The organism is Curtobacterium sp. MCBA15_013 (assembly GCF_001865095.1).
Lineage (GTDB): Bacteria > Actinomycetota > Actinomycetes > Actinomycetales > Microbacteriaceae > Curtobacterium.
In genome coordinates this window covers 25,588-51,264 of sequence record NZ_MJGQ01000008.1, presented here as the reverse complement: position 1 = coordinate 51,264, position 25,677 = coordinate 25,588, and the positions used below count along the sequence as shown (strand labels likewise).

The window sequence follows — 25,677 nt, the reverse complement described above, 5'->3', positions numbered from 1 at the left end:
CGTGCGTCGGCGCAACCTAGGAAAAGAATGAGTGCATTGGGAGTGTGGGCCGCGCGAGGCTGCGCGGAGGAGCGTTCCGTATTTGCACGGCGCTGATGGCGTGCGCGGGCGATGGACCAGGCCGTTCGCAGCATGGCTGCCGTCACGCACGACTACGATGTGCGTTGGGAGCGACGACCAGCTTTGGGATCGGCCTTGCATTGGGAACTTCTTACACGCCTGCCACAGCACTTGGCGAGGCGGCCGTGGGTTGTGCGATCAATGCAGGCACTCAATATATTAGTGACACCGTTTCAGTAGGAGCGGGAAATGGTGTGGCTTATGGAGACTTCCTCCTCACCGTTGGCAAAATCGCAAAGGCTGTTCGATGACCGCTGTCCTTGGGATCATCGTTTTGGTGATAGTTGCTGCTTTGATAACATTTCGTGCAACTCGATGGGGAAATGCTGCACGAGATCGCGTCGAGGGTAAACCGCAAAAGCCAGTCACTCCGGGCACTTGGGTTGTTCTCGGCCTAGTCATTGCACTTTCGGCGACAGCTTTCATCTTTCAGTTGGCGATGAATTGATTCAGAGGGGTTTCCAGCGGAGCCCTACGATGCCGAGGATGAAATCGATCAGGGGGAGCACGAACGTGAAGCCGAACACGATCGACACGAGGCCGAGTACTTTGCTCGCGACGCGCATTCCTGTGGTGGCGCGCGCTTAGACCTCTTGGACCTCGTGTGAGTCGTCGATACAGACCGCCGGAGGCCGAGTTCTGCCGGTTTCCGGCCCGACGTTCCACGAGCGGCTCGCGACCGCGCGGCCGTAGCCGACGCATCGGAGCCGCGCCGCGCCTCCTGGCCCTCGTGGAACGCAGAACGGCCGGCCCCTGTCGGAGCCGGCCGTCCTGCGGAGCGCAGAAGCTACGCGGTGAGCACCGCAGCCGACGGATCGAAGTCCTCCGGCAGCGGCGGGACACGGTCCACCGTCGACGTGATGTCGACCGCGGAACCCGACGCCGCCGCGTCGCGGATGCCGAGCAGCACGTCGAGGACGTGCAGCGCGACCGCACCCGAGGCACGCTCGGGACGGTCCTCGGCGATGGCGCGCGCGAGCTCGACGACCCCGGTGCCACGGCCCCAGGTGGAGCCGATCGCCTCGAGGGTCTCGGGCTCCTCCTGGCCGTAGCGCCAGAGCTGCGACGAGCCCTCGAACGTGTTCGGGTCCGGCAGCGAGATCGTGCCGAGCGTGCCGTTGATCTCGACGAAGCCCATTCGGGGCAGCGCGTGCTGGAACGAGAACGTCGACTGGGCGGACTGCCCGCCGGCGAACTCGATCAGGGCGGCGTGGTGCGTGGGGACCTCGACCGGGAACGTCTCGCCGGCGCGGGGGCCGGACGCGATCGTGCGACGGTCGAGCGACTTCGAGGACACGGCCTGCACGCGGCTGGCGGTGCCGAACGCGTGCACGAGGGTCGTCACGTAGTACGGGCCCATGTCGAACAGGGGACCGGCGCCCTCGGCGAACAGGAAGTCCGGGTTCGGGTGCCACGCCTCGGGTCCGGGCACGTGGAACAGCGTCGTCGCGGTCAGCGGCTCGCCGATGTCGCCGCGGGCGATGGCACGGAGCGCCGTCTGGATGCCCGCGCCGAGCACGGTGTCCGGCGCGGTCGCGACCCGGAGTCCCTTCGACGCAGCGGAGGCGAGCACCGCGGCGGCCGACTCGTGGTCGGTCGCGATCGGCTTCTCGCTCCACACGTGCTTGCCGGCGTCGATGATCTGCTGGTCGACCTCGGCGTGGGCCGCCGGGATCGTCAGGTTGATCACGATGCTGATGTCGTCGCGGGCGAGGAGCTCCTCGACCGAGCCGGACGCGCCGACCCCGTACTCCGCTGCCTGGGCCGCTGCGCGGTCGAGCAGCACGTCGGCGACGAACCGGACCTCGACGTCGGCGAACTTGGTCAGGTTCTCCAGGTACTGCGTGGAGATGTTGCCGGCACCGATGATGCCGATCCCGACACGGGTCACTTGTCGTTGTCCTTCAGCCAGGCGAGGGACTCGGTGATGCCCTCGAAGACGTCGCCGGAGTACGCGTCGAACTCGACGACGCGGATGGCCTGCGGCGCCGCGGCGAGGATGGCCGGGACGTCGACGTCGCCCTGACCGGCGGGGGTCTGGTTCTCGAAGGCACGCTGCAGCGCCTCGGGGACGACGAGTGCGCTCTCGGACGAGGGCAGCGCGGTGAGGATGTCGCCGTCGACCTTGCCGTCCTTGACGTGGATCGCGACGACGCGGTCGCCGAGTGACTTCAGGACGGCGGGGGCGTCGGCGCCACCGACGGTGGCCCAGAAGGTGTCGAGCTCGAGCACCGTCTCCGGGCTGATCTGCGAGACGAAGTGGTCGTAGACCGTGCGGCCGTCGACCTTGTTCGTGAACTCCCACTGGTGGTTGTGGTAGCCGAACTTGAGGCCGCGCGAGGCTGCCTCGGCGGTGAGGACGTTGACGCGCTCGGCGATCTTCGCGACGTCGTCGGCGGTCTGCCAGCGGTCGGTGGGGATGAACGGGTCGATGACGGTCTGGATGCCGAGGCGCTCGGCCGCGTCCCAGATCGGGGCGGTGTCCTCGGCGTCGATCACGGCGACGTGGCCGGACGGGGCCTTCAGGCCGGTGGCGGCGAAGGCGCGCTCGAGGTCCGCGGCACGCTCGACGAACGCGTAGGGCTCGACGTTCTCGTACCCGATCTCGGCGACACGGGCGATCGCCTTGTCGAGGTCTTCCGCGATGGCGTCGCGCAGCGAGTACAGCTGCACAGAGGTGGTGGGCATTGCGTGAGGCTCCTTCGGTCCTGACTGGGTGTCGCGGCACCGGGTGTCGCAGCACCGGGTGTCGCAGTCCGTCGAGGAGCGATGCTCCACGGCGAGATCGATGACGACGCTACCCCAAAAACCACCCGGTGTGTAGTTTTTGCTGCGCTCCGTGACGCACGCCGCTGCATGAACGACACCTGTCGATGTATGCTCAGCCAGTCAAAACCGTGCGCAAGATGGTTTTGGACGGCGAAGCATCGACTCAAGGAGGCGTCATGAGCACACCCGAACCCGGCAGCCCGGCACTGCTGAACCCCGAAGAGGGCATCACGCAGCCGGTCAGCACGATGCGGGTGGGCATCGGCTACCAGATCGCGCTGTTCCTCGGACAGTTCGGCCTCTTCGTCGCGCTCATGGCACCGGTCTACGTGAGCATGCAGCTCAAGGCGCAGGCCCTCGTCGGGGACGACGCCGCGAACGTCATCGGCTCCGTCCTGCCGATCGGTGCGTTCGGCGCGCTCATCATGAACCCCCTGGCCGGCGCGCTGTCCGACCGCACCCGCACCCGCTGGGGCCGGCGTCGTCCGTGGCTCATGAGCGGTGTCGTCGTCTTCGCGATCGCACTCGCCTGGATCGCCTACGCACCCGACGTGCTCAACCTGACGCTCGCGTGGCTGCTCGCCCAGCTCGCCGCCAACGCGACCCTCGCCACCCTGTTGGCGAGCTTCGCCGACAACGTCCCGCAGCTCCAGCGCGGCCGGTCGTCGAGCATCATCGCGCTCGCGCAGAACCTCGCCGTGCTCGCCGGCACCTACCTGTCGGTGTTCTTCGTCGCGAACCTGCCCGTGCTGTTCATCGCGCCCGGCATCCTGGCGATCATCCTCGTCGCCGTCTACGCGGTCGTCGCCCGGGACGAGCTGCCGACGTACACGCTCAAGAAGTTCACGTTCCTCAACCTCATCTCGTCGTTCTGGACGAACCCGATCAAGAACCCGGACTTCGCGTTCGCGTGGTGGTCGCGCTTCCTGATCATCCTCGCGACGTTCATGTTCACGACGTACCGACTGCTCTACATGCAGGAGCACATCGGCATCGAGGACGCGAAGCAGGCCACCGAGGCCGTCGCGTTCGGCGTGCTGCTCTACACGATCGCGCTCCTGGTCAGCGCGGCGCTCTCGGGGTGGGCGTCCGACAAGCTGGGTCGCCGCAAGGTGTTCGTCGGCGGCTCGACGGCCCTCTTCGCGGTGGGCCTCGTCGTCCTCGCGCACGCCGAGACCGTGAACGGCTTCTACGTCGCCGAGGTCATCATGGGCTTCGCGTACGGGATCTACTCCGCGATCGACACCGCACTCGTCGTCGACGTGCTCCCGAACGCCGACCGTCCCGGCAAGGACCTCGGCGTCATCAACATCGCGAACGCGCTGCCCCAGTCACTCGCGCCGGCGATCTCGCTCTTCTTCCTGTCGATCGGCAGCTCGCACGCCGACAACTACGTCCTCATGTGCTGGGCCGCGGGTGTCGTCGCACTCCTCGGCGCCCTTGTGGTGATCCCCATCAAGCGGGTTCGATAGCCGGATGCACCAGCTCGGGGTCGACGAGGACCGCAGACAGCTCGCCGGGTGGCGGAACGCCATCGTCATCGCGTTCGCGATCGGTGGGGTGAGCCTCGCAGCGTGGGGTCCGCGGCTGCCCGAGCTCCGGCTCGAGCTCGGTGTGGACGTCGGGACCATCGGGCTCATGCTCGGCGGGGTCACGATCGGGTCCATCGGCGGCCTGCTCAGCGCGGCCCCGCTGCTGCGCCGACTCGGCGGGCGCCGGGCGCTCACCGCGGTGGTCGTGCTGGTCCCGGTCGCGATCGCCGTCATCGGGACGGCAGCCGCGCTCCACTCCGTCCCGCTGGCAGCGGTCGGGTTCGTGGTCGCCGGCGCGGGCATCGGCTCGCTGGACGTGATGGCGAACGTCGAGGGCACGGCGATCGAGGCGCTCGCCGGTCGCACGCTGCTCCCGCTGATGCACGCGGCCTGGTCGGGAGGCGCGGCCCTCGGCGCCGGGATCGCCGCCCTCTGCGCGTGGCTCGGCATCACCCCGTCGGCGCAGCTCCTCGGTGAGGCCGCCGTCATCCTCGTGGTCGGTGTGCTCGCGATGCGGGGCATCCCGGACGGCACCCGTGCCGAGGAACACGACACGACGCTCACACCCCGGCAGCGACTCCGGCAGTGGGCACGAGGGTGGGCGGACGTCCGACTGCTCCTCATCGGGGTGGTCATGCTCGGCGTCGAACTCGGTGAGGGCTCGGCGAACAACTGGCTCGCCCTCGCCACCACCGACGGGCACGGGCAGACCGCGGCCGTCGGTGCGCTGTTCTTCACGGTGTTCGCCGTCTCCGAGGCGGCCACCCGTGTCTTCGCCGGCCCCGTCGTTGACCGGCTCGGACGTGTGCGGACCGTGCGGTGGACGACCGCGCTCGGCATCGTCGGCGCCGTGCTCTTCATCGTCGGCGGGAGCTGGTGGCTCACGCTCGTGGGCGTCGTGCTCTGGGCGGTCGGTGTCTCGATGGGCTTCCCGCTCGGGATGTCGGCGGCGGCGCAGAGCGGCCCGAACCCGGCGGCCCGTGTCAGCGTGGTCGCCTCGATCGGGTACTTCGCGAACTTCGCGGGGCCGCCCGTCATCGGTGCGATCGCGGAGCACGTCGGCGCATTGAGCGCGCTCTGGCTGGTGGCGGTGCTGTTCGTCGCGGCGTTCGCCGCGTCCGGCTCGTTGCGGCCCGTCGTGCGCCGCGACTGACGGAGGGACTGCGGGACGGGAGGCGCGGTGCGGGCCCGCACCGCGCCTCCAGGCCGTCCACTGGTCACGCTGGTTAGCGTGGACGGATGCTCGACGCCGCTTCGCTGACCTGGGACCCACCTGCCGGACGCATCACCGGCGTCGCGGACGGGAGTGTCGTCCGGGCCCTCGGCATCCCCTACGCCCGTGCCGAGCGCTTCGCCGTCCCGGAGCCGGTCCCCGCGTTCGCCGAGCCGTTCCCGGCGACCACCCCGTCGCCCGTGGCGCCGCAGCCGCAGGCGACCTTCGTCGACCAGCTGCTCCACCCGGTGGAGGGCCTCGCCGTCGACGAGCACTGCCAGCGGCTGTCGATCACGCTGCCCGCCGACGCCCGGCCGGGCGAGCTGTTGCCCGTCATCGTCTGGATCCACGGCGGCTCCTACGTCATCGGCGGCGGTGACCTGCCGATCTACGACGCGCGCGACCTCGTCACGGAGCAGCGGGTCGTGTTCGTCTCGGTGACGTTCCGGCTCGGTGTGCTCGGGTTCCTCGGCGACGGGGAGACCGTCCCGGCGAACCTCGGGCTGCTCGACCTCGTCGAGGCGCTGCGGTGGGTGCAGGCGAACATCGCGGCCTTCGGTGGCGACCCGGACCTCGTCACCGTGGCTGGTCAGTCCGCCGGGGGCGACGCCGCGGCCCACCTCATGATCAGCGACGGAGCAGCCGGCCTCTTCCGGCGGGTGATCGTCCAGAGTGCACCGCTCGGGCTGTCGCGGGGTCGGGCGCGGATGAACCGGGCGATGGTCCGGGCCGTCGGGGCCGTGCTCCCGGACACCCCGCTCGACGAGCTGCTCGATCGCCAGGCCCTCGGCAGCCGCGCCGCAGCGCCCTTCGGGTTGCCCGGAGGCATGCCCTACGGCACCCAGTACGGGTTCGCGCCGCTCCCCGCCGAGCGTGACACCGGGCAGGCCTGGCGCGACGCGGCTCCGGACGTCGACGTCCTGATCGGCTCCGGTGCGGACGAGACCGCGATGTACGTGCCGCTGATCCCCGGGCTGCGATCACTCGCCCGGGTGCGAGCCGTGCGACCGCTGCTGCGCTGGCTGCTCGTGCGCCCGCTGTCCGAGGTCATCTACGGGCGGGACGTCCGTCGGTTCGCCGCACGGCACCGGGCCGCCGGTGGTCGGGCGACCTCGTACCGGCTGCACCGCGGCGTGACCGTGCAGCCGACCGGGGCCGTGCACATGAGCGACCTGCCGCTGCTGCTCGGCGGTCGCGAGGCCTGGGCCGGCTCGCGCTTCGTGCCGCAGCGGGACTGGCCCGAGGTCGAGCGGCGCGGGCGGGCCTTCCGGGCGATCTGGGCGGAGTTCGCGCGGACCGGTCGGGTCACCGCGGCGGACGACGAGACGCTGACGTTCGACCGGGGCTGACGGGCGGCCTCGTGCTGGCGTGGCGGCGGTCCGCGGGGCGGGGCTGACGGGGCGCCTGGTACCTTCCTCTCCGGCGGGGCCGGCGCGGTGCGCCTGGTACCACCCCTGAACTGGCGACTCGCGGGGCCGCCGGGTCCCCCGGAGAATCGACGGCATGCCCGAGTCCGACGCCGACCTGCGCGCCCGCATCGTCACGGGCGCCATCGAGGCGTACCGCGCGTCGGACTTCCACACCGTCGGTCCCGCCGAGGTCGCCGCCCACGCCGAGGTCCCCGAAGCCGAGGTCCGACGCGTCTACCCGCTGTGGGAGCTCCTCGTGGTCGCCGTCATGGACCGGTGGAACAACGGCAGCCGTCGTGCGCTGTGGGTCGTCGCCGAGCGCTCGGGCGCGGTCGCGTACCTCCGCGCGCGACTCGAGGTCGGCCGGGACGACCCCGCACTGGTCCGGCTCCGGGTCGCGTTGCTCAGTGCCGCCTCGAGCCCCGACCACCCCGCGGCCGGCTGGTTCCGCGGGCAGTACACCCGCTCGTTCGAGGACGTGACGCTCGCCCTCGTGCGGGACGTCGTCGCCGGACGGGAGCCGCGCGGGACCTCGCCCCGGCACGCCGCCGAGCAGCTCGTCGCCCTCTACGAAGGGCTGCAGCTGCAGTCGCTCCTCCGCGACGACGCCGATCCCCTCGCCGGGTTCGACCGCGCGGTCGCACGGATGCGGGTCGGCTGGGCGTCTGCCGCCGCGACCGTCTGAGCGGTCACGGGCCTGGTCGTCAGCAGTCCTTCCGGTAGACCCAGCGACGCGGCGTCGGGTGCGACACCTCGGTGAAGCCCGCCGCCGCGAACACCGACCGTGGCCCGACGAACATCGCGCCGCCGCCGTCCGTCGCACCCGGAGCCGGTTCGGTCGGGTACCCCTCGACCGCCGTCGCACCCGATCGACGCGCGTGGTCCACCGCCCCGCCGAGCAGCGCGCGGCTGACGCCCTGCCGACGGAAGCCCCGCCGGACGACGAAGCACGAGACCACCCAGACCGCCGGGTCGTCGGGGTCCTCGTCACGCCCGCTCCACGGCACCTTCGCGCCGCGCAGCCGAACCAGCCCGGGCCGGGGTTCGACCGCCACCCACCCCACCGGTTCGCCGTCACGGTAGGCGACCACTCCGGTCGTCGTGCGTGCCGCGGAGTCGTCACAGCCGGTCTCCCGGTGGAAGCGCTCGCGGCGTTCGTCGTTCGGCATCGCCCGGAACTCCACCGCCGAGGCCTTGAACCACCGACACCAGCAGTGCGCGGGATCGCCGCGCTCGCCGAAGACCAGTTCGAGGTCCGTCCAGGCCACCTCGTTCGCGGGCAGGCAGGTGATCGCGCCGAGGGGCGTCGGGGTCGAGGTCGTCATCGTCACCGTCCGGGAGAGCGTCGGTACGGGGCACGGTAGTCCGGTCCCGACGCGTCGGTCCTGGAGGCGCGGCGCGGCTCGCCGACGTCGGCGCACGCACCTGGCATGGTCGGCTGATGGAGTACACGGACTACGACACGCGGCTCGCCGCCTACGGCGTGATCACCGACGGTGACCGGGTGCTCCTCGCCAAGCTCCGGATCCCCGAGGCGGGGACGTGGACGCTCCCCGGCGGCGGGGTCGAGTTCGACGAGAGCGTCGAGCAGGCCGTCGTCCGCGAGATCCGGGAGGAGACCGGGTACGAGGCGTCCGTCGGGGAACTGCTCGGTGTGCGGCACCACATCGTGCCGGCCGAGCGTCGCATCCACGCGAACGGCCGGGCGATGAAGGCCGTGCAGGTGGTCTTCCGGGCGTCGATCACCGGCGGGGCGCTGCGTTCCGAGGAGGACGGGTCGACCGACGAGGCCGCGTGGATCCCGATCGCGGACCTGCCGCACCGTCGGCACGGGCTCGTCGTGCCGATCGCCCTCGGCTGGGCCGGCGTCCTGCCCCGCTGACCCGCTCACCCGCTGCCCGGCCCGTTCGTCAGCTCGCGAGCAGACTCACGAACGGCGCCGGCACGTGGTTCGGCACGGGTGGGCGCACCTGCCACCCGAGCGCCCGGAGGGCAGCTGCCGTCTCGGCCGAGAACTGCCGGGCGGTGGCGGCGGCTTCGTCTCGCCGCCAGTGCTTCCGGTACTCGTGCACGGCGCGCTCCCAGCCCGGACGAGCGTCGACGCCGCACTCCGTCACCACGAACTCGACGACGTCCGCGAGGCTCGGCCGGAAGTGGGGGTCGCCGAGTGGGAAGTGCAGCGACGAGAGCCGTGCCGGATCACGACGCCCGGCCCCGCGGTCGCCGGTGCGCGACAGGAGAGCGCTGAAGGACCCGCGCTCGGCATGGAGGTGCCAGTGCGACGGGGGCGTGTTGGTCAGGGCGTCCTGGAACTCGAAGCGGACGAGCGGCTGCCGGTCGGTCGTGAGGAAGAGCGTGAACCGGCTCTCCTCCACTGCCAGCACGGCATGATGCGGGTGCCAGCGGTACCTGAAGAAGATCCGGAGCCGGGCGACGTGCTCGCCCCCCGCGTGGAGCATCGCGGCAGCACCGCGTTCATCGCCGGTTCCGAGCATGATCGAGTTGCTCGGTACCTCGTGGATGACGCTCAGCTCGGCGCCGTGGTCCGGCAGGACCGCGTCGAGCAGTACCTGAGCGCGATCGATCTGCAGCGTCGCAGCGTCGACGAACTCGGCGATCATCGGTCGCCCAACACGAACGAGATGTCAGCGAGGGCCTCACGAGCGCAGTACTCGTCTTCGTCGAGGTCGCGCCACGCCTCGACGGGGGCGAACTCGCGTTCGTCCAGGTTCCACTTGCGGTACAACTCCGCGCGCTCAGCACGCAGTTCGTCGCGATTGACGATCCGGATCTCCACGGCTCTCTCCTTCGTTGGGAGAGCGAGCGTAGGACGGCCACGCACGAGCGCGCCAGCTTTCTGCATACAGAATGTCGCGCGACTCCCGCTACTGCTCGAGGACGCTCAGCACGTTGCCCGAGGGGTCGGTGAACCACGCGATGAGCGGGCCGCCCTTGCGGTTCACGCCCTTCTCGTCGGTCATCCCCTCGTAGTGCAGGAAGGTCACACCCTTCGCCGCGAGTTCGTCCACGGCGTCGTCGACCGACGGCACCGGGAAGTTCAGCACCGTGAAGGACGCCGGCTCGTGCGCGGGACCCTTGGGGTAGACGAGCACACCGTGCCCGTCGCCGAGCTGCAGGAAGAGCATGCCGTGGTCCTCGGTGACCTCGACCCCCAGGACGTCCTCGTAGAACGCCTTCGCCTCGGGCACGTCACGCACCGAGAACCCGCTGAACGCCTTCGTCGCATCGACCATGCGGCAAGTGAACCACCCGGGACCGGTGTCGGCGCGCTCTGCCAGGATGAAGCCGTGCTCCCGCCCGAGATGTCCGTCGATGACGCGGTCGACCGCGCGATCCGGCTCGCCACGGACGGGCAGCGCTCCGTGCTCGGCATCGCCGGCGCTCCCGGTGCCGGCAAGTCGACGCTGGCACGCCGGATCGTCGCGGGGGTGGACGCAGCGCTCGGTGCCGGCACCGCGGTGCAGGTCCCGATGGACGGGTTCCACCTGGCGAACACGGCGCTGGACGCCCTCGGCCGCCACGACCGCAAGGGCGCGATCGACACCTTCGACGGTGATGGCTACGTCGCGCTCGTCCGTCGGCTGGTCGCAGGCGACGAGGCCGTGGTGTGGGCACCCGACTTCGACCGGCGCGTCGACGAACCCGTCGCGGGCAGCATCGCCGTCCCGCAGCGCACCCGGCTCGTGGTGTCCGAGGGGAATTACCTGCTCGACGACAGCGGTCCCTGGGCAGCGCTCGCCGACCTCTTCACCGAGACGTGGTTCTGCGCTGTGGACGACACCGTGCGCGTCGATCGTCTGGTGGGCCGGCACATGCGGCACGGCCGCGACCACGAGGCGGCCCGCACCTGGGCGGTCGAGGTCGACGGTGTGAACGCGGTGCGGGTCGCACCCACGGTGATCCGCGCCTCCAGGACCGTGCGGACGTGACCACGAGACCCCAGCGACGACCACGACAGGAGCGACCATGACCATCGCACTCACCGGCGCGACCGGCAAGATCGGCGGCGCCGTGGCGCGCGCCCTGGCGGACGGCGGTGTGCCGTTCCGGATGATCGTGCGGGACGCCTCCCGGGCGCCGGATCTCCCCGGAGCCGAGGTTGCGGTCGCGTCGTTCGGTGACGCCGAGGCGAGCCGCGCGGCGCTCGAGGGCATCGACCTGCTGCTCATGGTCTCCGGCGCCGAGGCGGTGGACCGTCTCGCCCAGCACCGCTCGTTCGTCTCCGCTGCCGCGACGGCCGGCGTGCGGCACGTGGTCTACACGTCGTTCGTGGGCGCGGCGGCGGACGCGACCTTCACGCTCGGTCGCGACCACTGGGCGACGGAAGAGGCGATCCGGGCGACCTCGATGGCGCACACGTTCCTCCGGGACTCCTTCTACCTGGACTTCGTCGAGGACCTCGTCGGCGAGGACGGCGTCATCCGGGGACCGGCGGGCGACGGGGCCATGGCAGCGGTCGCGCGAGCCGACGTCGCCCGGGTCGCGACCGAGGTCCTGCGGAACCCGGCGGCGCACCTCGATCGGACGTACGAACTGACGGGGCCCGCGGCGATCACCCTGCACGAGGCGGCTGCCACGGTGTCCGAGGTCCGTGGGCGCGAGGTCACCTACCACCCGGAGACGCTCGAGGAGGCGTACGCCTCGCGCGCGCAGTGGAACCCGGAGCCGTGGCAGGCGGACGCGTGGGTGAGCACCTACACGGCGATCGCCGAGGGGGCGCTCGCGCGGGTGTCGGGCGACGTCGAGCGGGTCACGGGGCGCCGGCCGATGTCGTTGCGCGAGGTGCTGCTCGCCGGCTGACGCGGCCCGCACTGGCGGCTCGGGTGTCGAACCACGAATCCGACACCGAACCACGTGATCGGCGCGGTTCGATGTCGTATCCGTGGTTTGACCCCGCCCGCGACTCCGCCGAGCGCGTCCCCGACTGCGCCACCGCCGACCGCGACCCCGACCGCGACACCGCGCGCGCCACCGCCGCCGGCCGCGACCGCGGCGCCGCCGGCCCGCCCAGCCGGTCCACCGACCGGCCCGGCAGCCCGCACCGCCACACAGTCCACCCGATGCCCGTCACCGCCCACGGGTGCGCCGGCACCCGCGCCCCCGGGTCGACGTCGGCGACCGCCCGACATCCTCCCGCCAGCGCTGCCCGCAGCACCGGATCGGTCCGTGGCGCCCCGGCCTGCACCACCAGCACCCGGAGCCCGCCGGCGATCCGTTGCCGCACCTGCCGCGCCGTGAACACCGGCACCGTCCCCGAGAACCCGCCGTCGGTCAGCACCGGCAGCCCCGTCGCGTCGATCACGGGCGACGAGATGCGCCACGTGTCGGTCAGGAAGAGCGGCACGCTGTCGCGGTACCCGTCGAGGCGCCGCGCCGTCCGGACGAGGTGCCGGAACACGACCGGGTACGGCGCCGAGGACCCGCCCCACCAGTCCGGCCGGGAGACCCGGAAGGCCTCGGCCCGACCGTCCGGAACCCGCCAGCGCGGGACCCACGAGCCGACCGAGGCGTCGCTCCCGCTCCCGTCGCGTGCGGCGTCGAGCGCCTGCAGCGAGAAGGCCGCGGGGCCGGCGACGAGTGCGAGTCCGGCTGCGAGGGCGATCGCGGCCCGGGAGGCGCGGTGCCGGCCCGGCCCGCGCGTCCCCTCCCAGCGTGGTCGCCACAGGAACGCGACCACCGTCGCGAGCACGGCCGCGACCCCGACGACGAGGGCCGGCGTCGCGAGCACCGCCGGCATCGCGGCACCTCGGGCCAGGAACGCCCACCACGCGAGCTGCGCGGTCGCCAGGAGCACCGGCACCACCCGGAGCCACGCCGACTGCGCCCGCACCAGGCCGACGGCGCCGCGCCACCCCAGGGCTGCGAGGACGGCGAGCTGCACACCGACCGCAGCGACGTACGCGGTGTGCGGCACCTTCGCCACCGAGAGCACGGCGGCCGCGGTCACGAGCCAGACGGTGACCACGAGCAGCGTGGCCGAACCAGCACGGGTGTCGAACGCCCGACCGAAGACGCTGCCGACCCGCGTGCCGGACCGGCGGACGAGGAGCAGCACGACGGCGAGCACGACGGCGAACAGGGCTGCGGGCAGGAGCCAGGCCACCTGGGACGCCAGGTGCGGCTCGATGAGCTTCGTCACGCCGCCCGGACCGCCGAGGCGTGCCGGCCGGGCGGCGGGGCCCTCGGTCGTGCTGACGGAGCCGGGCACCGCTCCCGGCAGGAACCGGTCGATGCCGTTGTAGCCGAGCACCATCGCGAACGGGCTGTCGTCGGTCGAGCCGTCGATCCAGGGTCGGGCGCCCGCCGGGGTGAGGGCCAGCCCGACCACCCACGCGAGCGACGTCGCGACCGACACCGCACCGAGGACCACCGCGCGACCGATGCGGGCGCCGGTGCCGAGTCGGGTGCCGTCCCGGCCGGCCGTGGCGACGAGTGTCCCGAGCACCAGTGCGGGCAGCACGAACCACGACTGCAGCATCTTCGCCTGGAACCCGACGCCGACCGCGAGCCCGGCGGCGACGAGCGGCCACCACCGGCCCGTGATCGCCGCCCGTTGCCAGCAGAGCAGGGCGACCGCCAGGGCCGCCGTGACCATGCCGTCCTCCATCGGGTGGGCGAACATCGACACGAAGATCGGCGTCGTCGCCGCTGCACCCGCGGCGACGAGCCCCGTCCCGACCCCGGCCCACCGGAGTCCGACGAGCGAGCAGGCCCACAGCGTGACCAGACCCTCGACGACCTGGGGGAGCGCGAGTGCGGCGGTGGAGTCGCCGAACAGCCGGATGCTGAGCGCCTGGGGAACGGCGAACCCGCTGAGCTTGTCGAGGGTCACCGTCGCCGAGGGGTCGAACGCGCCGGAGAAGAGCGCCGGCCACGATTCGGACATCGACCGGGCGGACGCCTCGTAGAACCCGGAGTCACCGCCACGGGCCAGGTTCCACCCGAGCAGCACGGTCATGCCCGCCGCGATCAGGAGCAGGGCGCAGCGTGCCGCGAGCGGCTGGTCCCGCCACCGTGCGGGTCGTCGAGTGTCCACCCTCCGGACCCTGGCCGCCCGGGATGACGGTGGACCGGGACGGTGCCGCCAGCTCGCCCCGAAGTCACGCGCGGCGCTGAGACGACGTGCGGGTGCGACCGGGCCGCACCAGCGGATCCCCGGTCGAGCCGGAACGGGGTCTCAGGCAGCAGCGTGCCGGACGGCAGCAGGCCGGACCGCAGTGGGCCGGACAGCGGCCCCGACGGCAGCGGCCCGGCGGACTCAGGCCACCCGTCGGGCCGCGAACGTCCCCACGATCCCGAGCGTCAGCACGGCGACGAGCACGACGAGCAACGGTGCCGTCCAGTCGCCGGTGATCCCGTGCAACGAACCGGCGACGAGCGGCCCCGCGGAACCGAGCAGGTACCCGCCACCCTGCACGAACGCGGACATCCGCCGCGCGTCGGCGTCGCTCGACACGATCCGGACGATCACGATGAAGATCACCGTGATGCCGCCGCCCTGTGCCGCGCCGCCGAGGACGGACCAGAGCAGCCAGAGCTGCGGCGCGAACAGCAGCCCGAGCGGCATCGCGAGCCAGAGGAACGCGACGAGGGCGATGATCGCGCGCGGACGCCACTTCGCCGCGAGCACCGGGACACCGAGCGCCCCGACGACCGCGAGGATCTGGAACACCGACGAGCTCGCCCCGGAGGACGCCTTCGAGAAGCCGATCTCGTCGTGCAGCAGCGTCGGGATCCACGCGGTGAGGGCGTAGTACGAGAACGCCTGGCCGCCGAACGCGAGGGTCAGCCCCCAGGTGATGAGCCGACGATCGGGGCGCACCTGCGCGGACCCCGCACCGCCGTCGACCGTCCGGACCGCACCCGTGCCGAGCACCTGGTCGATCGGCCCCGTCTCGACGACGGGCTCGGACGCCGTCGGACGGCGCCACGCGGCCCGGGCACCGACCGCGTAGGTCCAGGCGAGACCGGCCACCACGGCGAACACCGCCCAGACCGCGATCGCGACCGGCCAGCCCCAGCTCGCGGCGATCGGCGCGGTGCCGAGCGACGTGATCATCGACCCGACGTTGAGCGCGGACGTGTACACACCGGTGACCAGGCCGACCCGCTCGGGCGAGGTGTCCCGCCGGATCACGACGGGGATCACCACGTTGCCGATCGTGATGCCGATGCCGATCACGGCGGTGCCGACGAGCAGCGCCGCGGACGAGGGCATCGAGCGGACGACGGTGCCGACGAGCACGATGACGAGGGAGAGCGACACCGCGCGCTCGGGGTCGGCCTTCGCGATGACCCAGCTGGCGAACGGCGTCGCGAGCGCGAAGCAGAGGACCGGGATCGTCGTCAGCAGCCCGGCGACCGTCGCGGTCAGACCGAGGTCCACGCGGACGTCGCCGATGACCGGGGCCGTCGCGACGATCGGCCCGCGGAAGTTCAGCGCGATGAGGACGATGGCTGCCGGCAGCAGCCAGGCGGCACCGCGCAGTCCCGCCGCGGTCCGGCCGCCCGCCCCGGTCGTCACGAGGACGGCAGCAGGATCGGGAGCAGGTCGAGCGGGGTCGCAGCCTGCGCGATGGTGCCCTCGGCCTCGGCGGGGGAGCCGTAGCCCCACTCGGCGAAGATCGTCGGGACCCCGTGCACGGCCGCCCCCTGGACGTCGTGCAGGCGGTCCCCGATCAGCACCGGACGGCTCGTGTCGAACCCGCGGGCGTCGAGCCGGCGCAGTGCTTCCTCGACCACGTCGGCCTTCGACGACCGGACCTCGTCGTCGCTGGCACCCGTGATGATGTCGATGTCGCCGGTGAGGCCGTAGTGCTCGAGGATGTACGTCGCCGGGGTCTCGGGCTTGCTCGTCGCGGTCGAGATCGGCAGCCCGGCGTCGTGCAGGGTGCGCAGGACGACGTCTATCCCGGGGAACATCGTCGAGTCGAGGGCACCGTGCGAGAAGTAGTGCTCGCGGTAGACGGACAGCGTGTGCTCGGCCTGTTCGGCGTCCATGCCCATCGCCGTCGTGAAGGTGTCCATGATCGGCGGGCCCACGAACGACAGCAGCGTCGCGTGGTCCGGCACGGGGACCCCGACCTTCCGGAACGTGTGGGTGAGGCTCTCGAGGATGCCCGGCGCGGAATCGCTGATGGTGCCGTCGAGGTCGAAGAGGATGGCAGAGAACGGGCTGGTCATGTCCCACTCAGCCTAGCCGGGGCCCTGGTGGCGACCGCCCGGCGGGCGCGGCGTCATCGGCGGACGCGAGCCGCGCCTCCAGTCCGACCGCTCAGAAGAGGCGGGTGTGGCCGCCCTCGATGCCCCGCATCGCGTCGTAGTCGAGCACGAGGACGCGGATCCCGCGGTCCTCGGCGAGGGTGCGCGCCTGCGGCGCCACCGTCTGCGCGGCGAGCACACCCTGCACCGGCCGCAGCAGCGGATCGCGGTTCATGAGCTCGAGGTACCGGGTGAGCTGCTCGACCGCGTCGATGTTGGCGTTCCGCTTCATCTCGACGGCGACGCTCGCCCCGGTCTCGTCGCGGGCGAGGATGTCCACCGGGCCGATCGCGGTCATGTACTCGCGGCGGACCAGCGTGTGGCCGTCGCCGAGGAGCTCGATCTGCTCCGCGAGGAGCTGCTGCAGGTGCGCCTCGACGCCGTCCTTCACGAGGCCCGGGTCGACGCCGAGGTCGTGGGACTCGTCGGAGACGACCTCGTACAGGGAGACGATGAGCTTGTCCTGCGTCTTCTTCTGCGTGACCGTCCACACCTGCGTGATGCCGGCGCTCGACTGCTCTTCGTCCGGCTCGGTGATCTCGATCGAGCACGGCGGGCTCATCCAGTTGAGCGGCTTGTAGCTGCCGCCGTCGGAGTGGACGAGCAGCGAACCGTCGGCCTTCAGCATGAGCAGACGGGTCGCGAGCGGCAGGTGGGCTGAGAGCCGGCCCGCGTAGTCGACGGAGCAGCGGGCGATGACGAGACGCACCCGGAGAGCCTAACCGGCGTCGCGACCGCCCGTGGTGCTGTCGGCGCTCGTGGCCGCGTCGGCGCGCTGGGCCTGGAGGCGCGGCTCGCCCCCGCCGTCCACGTCGCCGCCACGGCGGGTCGGCCGGGCGGCGGCGCCGCGCTCACGGGCAGCGCCCGACGCGAGTCCCGCCGCGATGATGAACACGAAGACCACCAGGAGCGCACCGAGCAGCCCCACGTGCTCGCCGAGGAACCCGATGAGCGGCGGTCCCGCGAGGAACGCCACGTACCCGATCGTCGCCACGGCGCTGACCCGAGCGGCGGCGGTCCGGGGGTCGTCGGCCGCGGCGGACATGCCCATCGGGAAGCCGAGGCTCGCCCCGAGACCCCACAGCACGACCCCGACGATGGCGAGCGGCACGTTGTCGATGAAGATGAGCATGCCGAGGCCGACGACCGCGACGGCGGCGCTGATGCGGAGGATCGGCACCCGCCCGAACCGGTCGATGAGCGGACTGCCGGCCACCCGGCCGACGGTCATGGCGGCGAGGAACACCGTGAGGACGGCGGCGCCCGCGGCGTTGTCGAGGCCGTGCCCGTCGATCATGGCCAGCGGCAGCCAGTCGTTCGCCGAGCCCTCGGCCAGGGCCATGCCGAGCACGATCACGCCGATGAGCAGGGTCGACGGCTGGGCCCAGACCTGCCAGCGGCTGACCGGCGTCGGCACCGGGCTGGTGTCCGTGGCGACGTGCTCCTCGAAGCGGTGCTCGTCCTGGAAGTGCGTGACGGCGACGAGCATCGCGGCACTCGTGACGACGACGAGGACGATGAAGTGCCACGCGACCGGGACCTCGAGCGCCTCGGCGAGGGCTCCGAGGCCGGCACCGGCGAGCGTGCCGAGGCTGAACGCGGCGTGGAACAGCGGCATGATCGTGCGGCCGCCGGCCTTCTCCGCCGCGGCGCCGGACACGTTCATCGACACGTCGCACAGGCCGTTGCCGAACCCGAACGCGATGAGCGCGATCCAGATGGCGGCGAAGCCCCACCCGAGGCTCACCGCCAGCCCGGCGAAGACCATCCCGAGGGCCAGGCACGCTGCGGCCACCTGGACGCCCCGGCGAGCCCCGAGCTTCGCGACGATGTGCCCGGCGAAGGTCAGGCCGCCGATCGAGCCGACCGCCATGCCGAGCACGAGCAGGCCCATCTCGAAGGTGCTCGCTCCGAGGGAGTCGCGGACGCTCGGGATCCGGCCGAGCCAGGTCGCGATGTCGAGGCCGGACAGGGTGAACACGACGAACACCGCGGTGATCCAGGCCCGTGTCGAGGGTGTGGTGCGGGCGGACGTCGTCGTCATGGTGGTCCCATCGTGCTTCGCTGCTGTGCTGCCGTGCGTGTCGCGGCTCGGTCGAATCGATTCGACCGCTGTTTCCGGCTACGCTAACGGGCGATGGACGAACCGGCAACAGGACCCGGCGCGTCGCGGACGGAGCACCACCGCGAGGACGCCGCCGATGCCCCGCGCGCCGGTGCGGTCCCGGCCGGTCCCGTCCCGGTCCGCCCCCGACGTCCGACCCTCACCGCGGTGGCCCGCGCTGCCGGCGTCGCGCCCTCGACGGCCTCGCTCGCGTTCAGCGGCAGCGGCCCGGTCTCGGAGGACGCCAAGGCCCGCGTGCTGGCCGCGGCCGCCGAGCTCGGTTACGGCGGCCCCGACCCGCGTGCCCGTTCGCTGCGCCGCGGTCGCTCCGGCGTCATCGGCGTCGTCATGGACGAACGGCTGAGCGATGCCTTCCGCGACCCGGTGAACGTCCTGACGCTCGACGGCATCGCCGAGGTGGCCGGTGCCGCCGGTGCCTCGCTGCTGCTCGTCCGCAGCCCCCTCGACGACGAACAGGGTGCCGTCCCCCTCGTCGACGCCCCCATGGACGCCGTCGTCCTCGTCGGGTGCAACGTGCGGATCGACCCCGCGGTCGCCGTGCTCCGGCGCCGGCAGATCCCCGTCGTCGCGATCGAGGCGGACGACATCGAGGGTGCGGTGCCGATCCAGCTCGACAACCGCGAGGCCTCCCGCCGCGCGGCAGCATTCCTGCGCGACCTCGGACATGAGGCGGTCACCATCGTGTCGCTGCCGCTCGACGGTGCGCACCGCCGCGGGCCGATCGACGCCGAGCGCGAGGCCGCTGGCATCGCCTTCACGTCCCTCGAACGCCTGCGCGGGGTCCGTGGGGTCTACCCCGACTCGGTCGCGATCGAGGCTGCCGGCAGCTCGGTCGAGGAAGGCCGGATCGCCGGCACCGCGCTCTTCGCCCCCGACGGGCCCCGGCCGACCGCGGTCATCGCGCAGAGCGACGTCCTCGCCGTCGGGGTGATCTCGGCCGCCCTCGACGCCGGACTCCGTGTGCCCGAGGACGTCAGCGTCGTCGGGTTCGACGGCATCACCGTGGACGACAGCCTGTTCCACCGCACGCGCATCCGGCAGCTGACCACGCTCGTGCAGCCGTTCGTGCAGAAGGGGCAGGCGGCGGCCCGTGCTGCCCTGGCGATGCTCGAAGGGGCCGAGCCCCAGCCGGCGGCGTTCCGCTCGGAGCTCCGCATCGGGGACACGACGGGGCCGCCGCGGGCGGAGGGGACGGCGGACGGGAGCCGGCGCTGAGGTGTCCCGCGGGCTACGCTGCACACGAGGCTCGACCGAGAGCCTCGTGACCGATGGGGGCGCTGCGTGTTCTTGACCTTCCTGGTCCCGGTCGTGCTCGTGCTGGTCGTCGTGATGATCGTGCTCGCAGCGCGGGGATCGATGCAGAAGAGCCCGCTCCAGGAGCAACAGGACGCCGAGGCGCGAGCACGACGCGCTGCCAAGCGTGCAGCCCGCGAAGCGGCCCGCGAAGCCGACCGTGACTGACGGCCGGAGACTCGTGACGACGGGGGTCGTCGTCCTCGGGATCGGCTTCGTCGCGACGGCCGTCGGGTCGGTCTGGGTGATCCTCAGTCCGATCGGAGGCGGCGTGAACTTCGGCGCTGCGGCGGTGTACTTCGGCGGGATGCTGTGCGGTGTCGTGGGCCTCGTCCTGGGCATCGCCGGACTGGTCGCACTCCGGCGGGGACGAGCGCGCTAGCGTCGCGCCTCGGTCGTCGGCTGCGCTGCAGCAGTCGATCGGAGGTCGTGCCCCCGACGTTCGCGTCTGCGGTGGGCAGCGACGACGAGCAGCGTCGACACGGCCGTCACGGCTGCCACACCGATCACCTGAGCCGTCACGGGCCACGGGAACAGGTACGGCACGAGCAGTTGGGCGAGACCCGACGTCCCCGCCACGAGCAGCGTCAGGATCATCACGGCGGCCACGTCGCCGGTGACGCTCGGACGGCGTCGACCCAGCCAGCGGTCGGGCAGACCCGCGAGTGCGCCCGCGGCGAGTCCGAACACGAACACCGCCGCCGCCCCGCCGATCATCGCCGGCGTCATGATGAGGATGAACGGCAACGCGGCGGGGGAGCGCTCGACGACGGCACCCACCGCCACGCTCGCGGTCGGCACGACCACGACGGCCGCCGCTCCCGCCCACGCCGTCGTCAACGGGAGGACGGCGAGCAGGGTCCGGCGTGTGCCCGTCGCCTCGGTCTCAGTCGTGGTCGTGGTCGTGGGACCGGGGGCCTCGGCGGGGGAAGACACCCGATCACCCTAGGGTGCGACCCGTCGTGCCGGGCCAGCCTCGTCGCAGGGGACGGCGTCCAGTACGATCGTGCGATCCTGCTCGGACCGTCCGCGCCGGAGCGGTTCGAGGGTGGGGTGCTGTGGGGCTCGGGAGACGCGATCCGGATGCGAGGACGACGGCAGCCTCGGGGTCGCGCGTGAAGCGCAGCATCGCCGTCGGCCTGGTGATCGCGATGTCGGCGGCGCTCGTGATCGGAGCGGACGCGATCGGCGGATCGGCGGGTACTGCTGATGCGTCCGGAGCTCCGCGGCTGGTGGTCACCAAGGTCTCCGCGAGCAGCACCACCACGTCGACACGCACCACGGTGCGCACGACGCTGACGGTCAAGAACACCTCGGTGGCGCGCAAGCCGGCGGCCGACGCGTGGCTCTCCCTGACGGCCGGGAGCAAGCGGTACACGCTCGGACACGTCTCGGTGCAGTCACTCGCTGCCGGTGCGAGCGCGACGATCCACGCGACGCACACCGCGCCTCCTCGTGCGCCGGCCGGGAAGTACGCGGTCCTCGCGTGCACGGGAGCGTTCTCCCTGTCGAAGTGCGGCACCTCGGCCACGAGCGTCACCACTGCCCGCGCGACGCGGGCACGTCCCGACACCGGCGTGATGCTCGACGTGGCTCGTGCCTACTACCCGGTGGCGCTGATCGAGCAGTACATCGCGCTCCTCGCTGATCACGGTGGTCGCTTCCTGCACCTCCACCTCACCGACGACCAGAACGTCGGCATCGAGAGCGAGGTCCTCGGCCAGACCCTCGCGAACGCCGATCTCCAGGACGGCGTCTACACGAGTCGGATCACCGGTCGGCCGTTCCTCAGCGCGGCCCAGGCACGGGAGATCTCCCGGTACGCCGCGCAGCGAGGCATCGCGATCGTTCCCGAGATCGACACCCCCGGCCACATGGCTGCGGCGTTCGACCTCCTCGAGGCCGGACACGGCAAGCAGTGGGTGGACCGGATCCGTTCGGGCGAGAGCGAACTCGACACGTCGGCGCCCGGCAGCTCCGCGTTGGCCGCACGACTCCTGCAGGAGGTCACGCGGACCTTCCCGTCGAGCCGCACCGTCCACATCGGCGGCGACGAGTGGGGCGGCGACGTCACCGCCGACGAACGCGTCCAGTGGTTGAACACGATGGCGGCCGCCGTCGGCAACCGTGCGGTGTGGGCGTGGAACGACGGGATCGACCGGGCTGCGATCGGGCGACTGGATCCGCGTATCCACGTGACCTACTGGAGCTTCGACGGCGACACCGAGGACGCGACGGAACGCCGCGAGCGCCGTGAGCGACGAGCGGGTGCGAACGACCTGTACGCGGCCGGGATCGACCTGCTGAACTACGACTCGTACTACCTGTACGAGGTGCCGACGGACCTCGATGCGGCCGACAGCGAGTACACCGTCGCCGATCTCCGCGAGAACTGGTCGCTCCGGGCCTGGGACGGGGACTCGGGCGCGCGTCTGGCGGGTCCGATGTCGGGGGCGGCCGTCGCGATCTGGGGCGAGGACCTCGAAGCCCCACCGTCCGAGGCGCTCCTGCGCTGGAGCGCCCCACACGTGCTCGCGATGATCGAGACCGCCGGCTCGTAGGCCCGCGAGTGGACCTCCGGCTCGCCGGCCGTGCCTCCGTCGTCCGAGCGGACGGCTACCGCAGCAGTTCCATCGCGGCTTCGGTCCCCGTAGTCCGCAGCGTCCAGTGCGGGCGGACGAAGTCGTGCCGGTTCAGCCGGACCCGGACCTCGTCGACGACTTCGTCGTCGCGGGTCTGCGCACGAGTCACACCGTTCGTCAGGTAGCCGAGCTTCTCCGAGACCTGCAGCGACGCGTGGTTCCACGCCGCCGCGCTCGACTCCGCCCATTCGGCACCGAGATGGTCGAACGCGAACAGCAGGAGCGCCGCCCGCATCTCCGTGCCGAACCCGAGGCCCTGATGAGGCCGCGCGAGCCAAGAACCGCTCTCGACGGTCTTCCGCGCCGCGAAGCGTCGGCCGTGGAGCTCCTGCACGCCGATGGGTGTGCCGTCGTGGAGCACCGTGAAGCTCACGCCCCACGCGGTGCTGGTCACCCCGGACCGGAGCTTCCAGTGGTACTGCGCCAGCGAACGAGCCAGGGCATCCGGTTCGGCGTCCGTCCACGGGACACCGAACGGCATGCGAGCGGGATCGTGCACGCCGGAGAGCGCTGCTTCGACGAGGCCCGGGAGGTCGTCATCGCGCAGCGGCCGGAGCTCCAGCCGCGGAGTGGTGAGCCGCAATCCGAACAGCGGCCAGATTCGCTCGAGGTCCATCGTCCCACGGTACGAGTCGCCGACGGCAGGTTACGGGCTCCCTCGACGCACCCCGAGCCCCACCACCGCCACGAGGTTCACCGCGCTCCCCACGAGGAACCCGGTCGTCCCCCCGGCCACCCCCGCGACCGGCCCGAGCACCGCCATGAGCACCGCTCCGACGACGAACCCGGCCACCGACGCCAGCGCCACCTGCCGCGACCGCCCCGCCGCGAGCAACAGCGCCGCCGGCACGAGCCCGACGGTGAACACCCACACCCCGACCATCAGGTACCGCAGGTCCGCCACGGCTGCAGCGCCCTCGGCCGGGTAGACGATCGGCAGGAACCACCCGGCGAGCAGCGCCACGAGGCCGAACACCACGGCGGTGCCGGCAGCGAAGCCGACCACCAACAGGACGGCCCCGCGGGACCGGAGCGACCCTCCGTCCGTCCGGTGGGCGAACGCCGGTACGAGCACCTGCCCCAGCGCCTGCCCGAGCATCGACGCGGGGGTCGCCAGGGTGAACGCGGCCGCGTAGACGCCGGCGTCGTGGGCGGAGACGGTGACCTGCGCCGAGATCATCGTCAGCTGGAGCAGCCCGTTCGAGGTCACCACCGCGAGCACGTTCCACGCCGCGAACCCGAGCAGCCCGCCGACGGGCTCGCGAGCAGCAGGCCCGAACCCGTTCCCCCGCGGCCAGCAGGCGACGGCGAAGACGGTGTACCCGATCGCGAGCGGCAGCAGCACGAACGGCTCGAGCCGGGCGACACAGGCGAGCACGAGCAGCCCGAGCGCGAGCACGCTCGTCACGCCGTCCCACAGCGCGACCTTCGGAGCACGGCCGTAGCCGAGCTGCGCTCCGCGGGCGTAGCAGTACAGCCCGTACCCGACGACGACCGCGACGCCACCGAGCACCGTGCCCGGGCCGTTGCCCCACGCGAGGGCGATCGGCACGGTGACGGCGGCGAGCACCAGGGTCGAGACGAGCATGGACAGCCCGAGCAGCCGGTTCACCGCGGCGTCGGAGTGCCGTCCGCGCAGCGCGATCGCCAGGTACCGCGAGGCCGTGTTGCCGGCGGCGTTCGGCCAGAGCAGCGCGACGAAGACGGAGAGCGACAGGAGCGCGGTGGTCTGCCCGAGGGTCTCGGTACCGAACACCCGACCGACGACGACGGTCACGAGCAGCTTCGCGACGCCCTGCACCCCGATGCCGACGGTGGCGAGCAGGGCCGACGACGCGACGGACGAGGCCGCGGCCGGAGCGGGAGCCGGACGCACGCTCACCGCGCCAACGCCTGTTCGACCCACCCGCGCCGGTGTGCCCGCACCCCGAGCGTCACCGCCCGCACCCCGATGTACCCGAGCGCGAACGCGGCCCACAGCCCCGCGAGGGTCCCACCCGCCCACCAGAGCAGGGGCAGGTACACGACGAGGTTCACCCCACCCGCGATCGCCAGGTACCGCGCGTCCCCGGCGCCGATCAGCACCCCGTCGAGCACGAACACGTAGCCCGCGATCGGCATCCCCACGGCGATGAGCCCGAGGACGACGGGCAGCGCGCCACGCACGACGGACGAGTCGGAGAAGACCGGCCCGAGCACCCCGCTCACGGCGAGGGTCAGCACCCCGAGCAGCACACCGCCGGCGATCCCGAGCAGGACGAGCCGCCGCGTCACCAGCCGCACCCGCGCCGGGTCCCGCGCCCCGAGCCCGTGTCCGACGAGCGCCTGCCCGGCGATCGCCAGGGCGTCGAGCGCGAACGCCAGGGTGGAGAACACGGTCAACCCGACCTGGGTGGTCGCGAGCCCGGTCGTCCCGAGCCCCGCGGCGGCGCCGACCGTCGCGAGCATCGCCACACGCAGCGAGGCCGTCCGCAGGAACAGCCAGGCACCGGACCGGAGCGCCCGCGCGACGCCCGAGGCACCCGGGCGCAGTGGAGCCCCCGACGCACGCGCCGCACGGACCGCGATCCGGACGTAGACGATCGCCATCGCCCACTGCACGATGACGGTGCCGGCGGCCGACCCCTCGACGCCCCAGCCGGCGCCGTAGATGAGGACGGCGTTGAGCAGCCCGTTCGCGACGAACCCGACGGTGGCGACGACGAGCGGTGTCCTCGTGTCCTGCAGCCCACGGAGCAGCCCGGTCGAGGCCGTGACGACCAGGATCCCGGGCAGCCCGACGAGCGACACCGTCAGGTAGGCGGTCGCCGCCGCCGACACGTCGGCCGACGCACCGAACAGGTCGACCAGCGGTCCGGCGAGCGGCCATCCCACGAGCGCGAGGACCACGCCCAGCACGAGCGCGAGCCACATCCCGTCGATGCCGGCGTGCACGGCCCCGCGTCGGTCGCCGCCGCCGAGCGCGCGGGCCACGGCCGGGGTCGTCGAGTACGCGAGGAACACGAGCAGCCCCGTGACGGTCTGCAGGACGGCGCCGGCGAGGCCGACGGCAGCGAGGGCCGTCGCACCGAGGTGCCCGACGAGCGCGGTGTCGGTCAGCAGGAACAGCGGCTCGACGACGAGCGCACCGAGCGCCGGCACCGCGAGGCGGACGATGTCGCGGTCGACCGCGCGCCGCTCGGTGGTCACTGCGGGTCGCGTCGGTCCGGGCACCGACCCATTCTGGCGGCGAAGCGGACCACGCGTGGTGCGCGCACGCCCGGACCGGTCTCGGGTCGGACGGGAGGCGCGG

26 protein-coding genes are annotated in these 25,677 nt (G+C 72.3%); 11 read left to right on the top strand and 15 right to left on the bottom strand.

From position 1 onward, the window contains the following. Positions 1-907: 907 nt before the first annotated feature. Together BIV01_RS06100 and BIV01_RS06095 are read right to left on the bottom strand one after the other, a co-directional pair. Positions 908-2,011 (bottom strand): Gfo/Idh/MocA family protein, encoded by a 1,104-nt coding sequence (locus BIV01_RS06100; RefSeq protein ID WP_071302235.1) that lies wholly within the window; start codon positions 2,009-2,011, stop codon positions 908-910. Then, complete coding sequence (locus tag BIV01_RS06095; RefSeq protein WP_175473648.1) at positions 2,008-2,808, bottom strand: sugar phosphate isomerase/epimerase family protein; 801 nt, start codon at positions 2,806-2,808, stop codon at positions 2,008-2,010. The genes BIV01_RS06100 and BIV01_RS06095 overlap by 4 nt, the downstream gene beginning before the upstream one ends. Positions 2,809-3,065: 257 nt before the next feature. Between BIV01_RS06095 and BIV01_RS06090 the strand changes: the two genes are divergently transcribed. The 4 genes from BIV01_RS06090 to BIV01_RS06075 all read left to right on the top strand — a co-directional run bounded on the left by BIV01_RS06090 (position 3,066) and on the right by BIV01_RS06075 (position 7,728). Beyond that, complete coding sequence (locus tag BIV01_RS06090; RefSeq protein WP_071294300.1) at positions 3,066-4,361, top strand: MFS transporter; 1,296 nt, start codon at positions 3,066-3,068, stop codon at positions 4,359-4,361. A 4-nt stretch (positions 4,362-4,365) separates the two neighbouring features. Then, the gene (locus BIV01_RS06085; protein ID WP_071302233.1) at positions 4,366-5,574 is read left to right on the top strand and encodes an MFS transporter; all 1,209 of its coding nucleotides are present in this window, start codon (positions 4,366-4,368) and stop codon (positions 5,572-5,574) included. 86 nt (positions 5,575-5,660) lie between these two features. Next, positions 5,661-6,983, top strand: a complete 1,323-nt coding sequence (locus BIV01_RS06080) for a carboxylesterase family protein (protein WP_071302232.1) — start codon at positions 5,661-5,663, stop codon at positions 6,981-6,983. Between the two features lie 154 nt (positions 6,984-7,137). Further along, positions 7,138-7,728, top strand: a complete 591-nt coding sequence (locus BIV01_RS06075) for a TetR/AcrR family transcriptional regulator (protein WP_070417389.1) — start codon at positions 7,138-7,140, stop codon at positions 7,726-7,728. 19 nt (positions 7,729-7,747) lie between these two features. On the opposite strand, the gene BIV01_RS06070 is transcribed toward BIV01_RS06075, so the two are convergent. Further along, positions 7,748-8,368, bottom strand: coding sequence for a GNAT family N-acetyltransferase (locus BIV01_RS06070; protein ID WP_071302351.1), 621 nt, complete (start codon positions 8,366-8,368; stop codon positions 7,748-7,750). Positions 8,369-8,484: 116 nt separating this feature from the next. Here BIV01_RS06070 and BIV01_RS06065 point away from each other — a divergent pair, with 116 nt between their 5' ends. Then, complete coding sequence (locus BIV01_RS06065) at positions 8,485-8,925, top strand: NUDIX hydrolase (protein WP_070417388.1); 441 nt, start codon at positions 8,485-8,487, stop codon at positions 8,923-8,925. 28 nt (positions 8,926-8,953) lie between these two features. Here the strand turns inward: BIV01_RS06065 and BIV01_RS06060 are convergent, their stop codons facing one another. The 3 genes from BIV01_RS06060 to BIV01_RS06050 all read right to left on the bottom strand — a co-directional run bounded on the left by BIV01_RS06060 (position 8,954) and on the right by BIV01_RS06050 (position 10,297). Continuing rightward, complete coding sequence (locus BIV01_RS06060) at positions 8,954-9,664, bottom strand: hypothetical protein (RefSeq protein WP_070417387.1); 711 nt, start codon at positions 9,662-9,664, stop codon at positions 8,954-8,956. After that, positions 9,661-9,840: a hypothetical protein gene (locus BIV01_RS06055; protein ID WP_070417386.1), complete on the bottom strand. Its 180-nt coding sequence runs from the start codon at positions 9,838-9,840 to the stop codon at positions 9,661-9,663. Before BIV01_RS06055 ends, BIV01_RS06060 begins: the two co-directional genes overlap by 4 nt. Before the next feature lie 88 nt (positions 9,841-9,928). Beyond that, the gene (locus BIV01_RS06050; RefSeq protein ID WP_071302231.1) at positions 9,929-10,297 is read right to left on the bottom strand and encodes a VOC family protein; all 369 of its coding nucleotides are present in this window, start codon (positions 10,295-10,297) and stop codon (positions 9,929-9,931) included. Between the two features lie 54 nt (positions 10,298-10,351). Between BIV01_RS06050 and BIV01_RS06045 the strand changes: the two genes are divergently transcribed. After that, entirely contained in the window at positions 10,352-10,993 is a 642-nt protein-coding gene (locus BIV01_RS06045) for a nucleoside/nucleotide kinase family protein (RefSeq protein WP_368073347.1), read from the top strand. A gap of 37 nt (positions 10,994-11,030) precedes the next feature. Further along, on the top strand, positions 11,031-11,864 hold the full coding sequence (locus tag BIV01_RS06040; protein ID WP_071302230.1) for an SDR family oxidoreductase: 834 nt from the start codon (positions 11,031-11,033) through the stop codon (positions 11,862-11,864). Here BIV01_RS06040 and BIV01_RS06035 read toward each other — a convergent pair. The 5 genes from BIV01_RS06035 to BIV01_RS06015 form a co-directional block, all read right to left on the bottom strand. Next, positions 11,815-14,100, bottom strand: a complete 2,286-nt coding sequence (locus BIV01_RS06035; protein ID WP_071302229.1) for an ArnT family glycosyltransferase — start codon at positions 14,098-14,100, stop codon at positions 11,815-11,817. The two genes, BIV01_RS06040 and BIV01_RS06035, sit on opposite strands and share 50 nt — an antisense overlap. A gap of 222 nt (positions 14,101-14,322) precedes the next feature. Next, positions 14,323-15,588 (bottom strand): MFS transporter, encoded by a 1,266-nt coding sequence (locus BIV01_RS06030; protein ID WP_083413797.1) that lies wholly within the window; start codon positions 15,586-15,588, stop codon positions 14,323-14,325. Beyond that, positions 15,585-16,247, bottom strand: coding sequence for an HAD hydrolase-like protein (locus tag BIV01_RS06025; protein WP_071302228.1), 663 nt, complete (start codon positions 16,245-16,247; stop codon positions 15,585-15,587). Before BIV01_RS06025 ends, BIV01_RS06030 begins: the two co-directional genes overlap by 4 nt. Before the next feature lie 91 nt (positions 16,248-16,338). Beyond that, positions 16,339-17,034: an endonuclease NucS gene (nucS, locus tag BIV01_RS06020; protein WP_071302227.1), complete on the bottom strand. Its 696-nt coding sequence runs from the start codon at positions 17,032-17,034 to the stop codon at positions 16,339-16,341. A gap of 9 nt (positions 17,035-17,043) precedes the next feature. Next, positions 17,044-18,369 carry an MFS transporter gene (locus BIV01_RS06015; protein WP_254791785.1) on the bottom strand — a complete coding sequence of 442 codons (1,326 nt, stop codon included), beginning with the start codon at positions 18,367-18,369 and terminating at the stop codon, positions 17,044-17,046. A 93-nt stretch (positions 18,370-18,462) separates the two neighbouring features. On the opposite strand from BIV01_RS06015, the gene BIV01_RS06010 reads away from it, so the two are divergent. From BIV01_RS06010 to BIV01_RS06000, 3 genes are all read left to right on the top strand, one after another. Then, positions 18,463-19,665 (top strand): LacI family DNA-binding transcriptional regulator, encoded by a 1,203-nt coding sequence (locus BIV01_RS06010; RefSeq protein WP_083413795.1) that lies wholly within the window; start codon positions 18,463-18,465, stop codon positions 19,663-19,665. Positions 19,666-19,731: 66 nt separating this feature from the next. Next, entirely contained in the window at positions 19,732-19,911 is a 180-nt protein-coding gene (locus BIV01_RS06005) for a hypothetical protein (protein ID WP_071302226.1), read from the top strand. Continuing rightward, positions 19,904-20,125, top strand: a complete 222-nt coding sequence (locus tag BIV01_RS06000; RefSeq protein WP_139199237.1) for a hypothetical protein — start codon at positions 19,904-19,906, stop codon at positions 20,123-20,125. The genes BIV01_RS06005 and BIV01_RS06000 overlap by 8 nt, the downstream gene beginning before the upstream one ends. Here the strand turns inward: BIV01_RS06000 and BIV01_RS05995 are convergent. Next, positions 20,122-20,679, bottom strand: a complete 558-nt coding sequence (locus BIV01_RS05995; protein WP_071302225.1) for a hypothetical protein — start codon at positions 20,677-20,679, stop codon at positions 20,122-20,124. The genes BIV01_RS06000 and BIV01_RS05995 overlap by 4 nt on opposite strands. A gap of 179 nt (positions 20,680-20,858) precedes the next feature. Here BIV01_RS05995 and BIV01_RS05990 point away from each other — a divergent pair, with 179 nt between their 5' ends. Further along, positions 20,859-22,304 carry a family 20 glycosylhydrolase gene (locus tag BIV01_RS05990; RefSeq protein ID WP_071302224.1) on the top strand — a complete coding sequence of 482 codons (1,446 nt, stop codon included), beginning with the start codon at positions 20,859-20,861 and terminating at the stop codon, positions 22,302-22,304. A 55-nt stretch (positions 22,305-22,359) separates the two neighbouring features. Here BIV01_RS05990 and BIV01_RS05985 read toward each other — a convergent pair whose 3' ends face one another. Genes BIV01_RS05985 through BIV01_RS05975 form a run of 3 tightly spaced genes read right to left on the bottom strand, consistent with a single transcriptional unit; the run spans position 22,360 to position 25,574 of the window. After that, positions 22,360-23,001 carry a GNAT family N-acetyltransferase gene (locus tag BIV01_RS05985; protein WP_071302223.1) on the bottom strand — a complete coding sequence of 214 codons (642 nt, stop codon included), beginning with the start codon at positions 22,999-23,001 and terminating at the stop codon, positions 22,360-22,362. A gap of 30 nt (positions 23,002-23,031) precedes the next feature. Next, complete coding sequence (locus BIV01_RS19680) at positions 23,032-24,267, bottom strand: lipopolysaccharide biosynthesis protein (protein ID WP_175473647.1); 1,236 nt, start codon at positions 24,265-24,267, stop codon at positions 23,032-23,034. Beyond that, entirely contained in the window at positions 24,264-25,574 is a 1,311-nt protein-coding gene (locus tag BIV01_RS05975; protein WP_071302221.1) for an MATE family efflux transporter, read from the bottom strand. The genes BIV01_RS19680 and BIV01_RS05975 overlap by 4 nt, the downstream gene beginning before the upstream one ends. Between the last annotated feature and the right edge of the window lie 103 nt (positions 25,575-25,677).

Coding starts and splice junctions, on each gene's coding strand:
- BIV01_RS06095 (WP_175473648.1), bottom strand. CDS start 2,808: ATGCCCACCACCTCTGTGCAGCTGTACTCGCTGCGCGACGCCATCGCG.
- BIV01_RS06090 (WP_071294300.1), top strand. CDS start 3,066: ATGAGCACACCCGAACCCGGCAGCCCGGCACTGCTGAACCCCGAAGAG.
- BIV01_RS06085 (WP_071302233.1), top strand. CDS start 4,366: ATGCACCAGCTCGGGGTCGACGAGGACCGCAGACAGCTCGCCGGGTGG.
- BIV01_RS06080 (WP_071302232.1), top strand. CDS start 5,661: ATGCTCGACGCCGCTTCGCTGACCTGGGACCCACCTGCCGGACGCATC.
- BIV01_RS06075 (WP_070417389.1), top strand. CDS start 7,138: ATGCCCGAGTCCGACGCCGACCTGCGCGCCCGCATCGTCACGGGCGCC.
- BIV01_RS06070 (WP_071302351.1), bottom strand. CDS start 8,368: ATGACGACCTCGACCCCGACGCCCCTCGGCGCGATCACCTGCCTGCCC.
- BIV01_RS06065 (WP_070417388.1), top strand. CDS start 8,485: ATGGAGTACACGGACTACGACACGCGGCTCGCCGCCTACGGCGTGATC.
- BIV01_RS06060 (WP_070417387.1), bottom strand. CDS start 9,664: ATGATCGCCGAGTTCGTCGACGCTGCGACGCTGCAGATCGATCGCGCT.
- BIV01_RS06050 (WP_071302231.1), bottom strand. CDS start 10,297: ATGGTCGATGCGACGAAGGCGTTCAGCGGGTTCTCGGTGCGTGACGTG.
- BIV01_RS06040 (WP_071302230.1), top strand. CDS start 11,031: ATGACCATCGCACTCACCGGCGCGACCGGCAAGATCGGCGGCGCCGTG.
- BIV01_RS06025 (WP_071302228.1), bottom strand. CDS start 16,247: ATGACCAGCCCGTTCTCTGCCATCCTCTTCGACCTCGACGGCACCATC.
- BIV01_RS06015 (WP_254791785.1), bottom strand. CDS start 18,369: ATGACGACGACGTCCGCCCGCACCACACCCTCGACACGGGCCTGGATC.
- BIV01_RS06010 (WP_083413795.1), top strand. CDS start 18,463: ATGGACGAACCGGCAACAGGACCCGGCGCGTCGCGGACGGAGCACCAC.
- BIV01_RS05985 (WP_071302223.1), bottom strand. CDS start 23,001: ATGGACCTCGAGCGAATCTGGCCGCTGTTCGGATTGCGGCTCACCACT.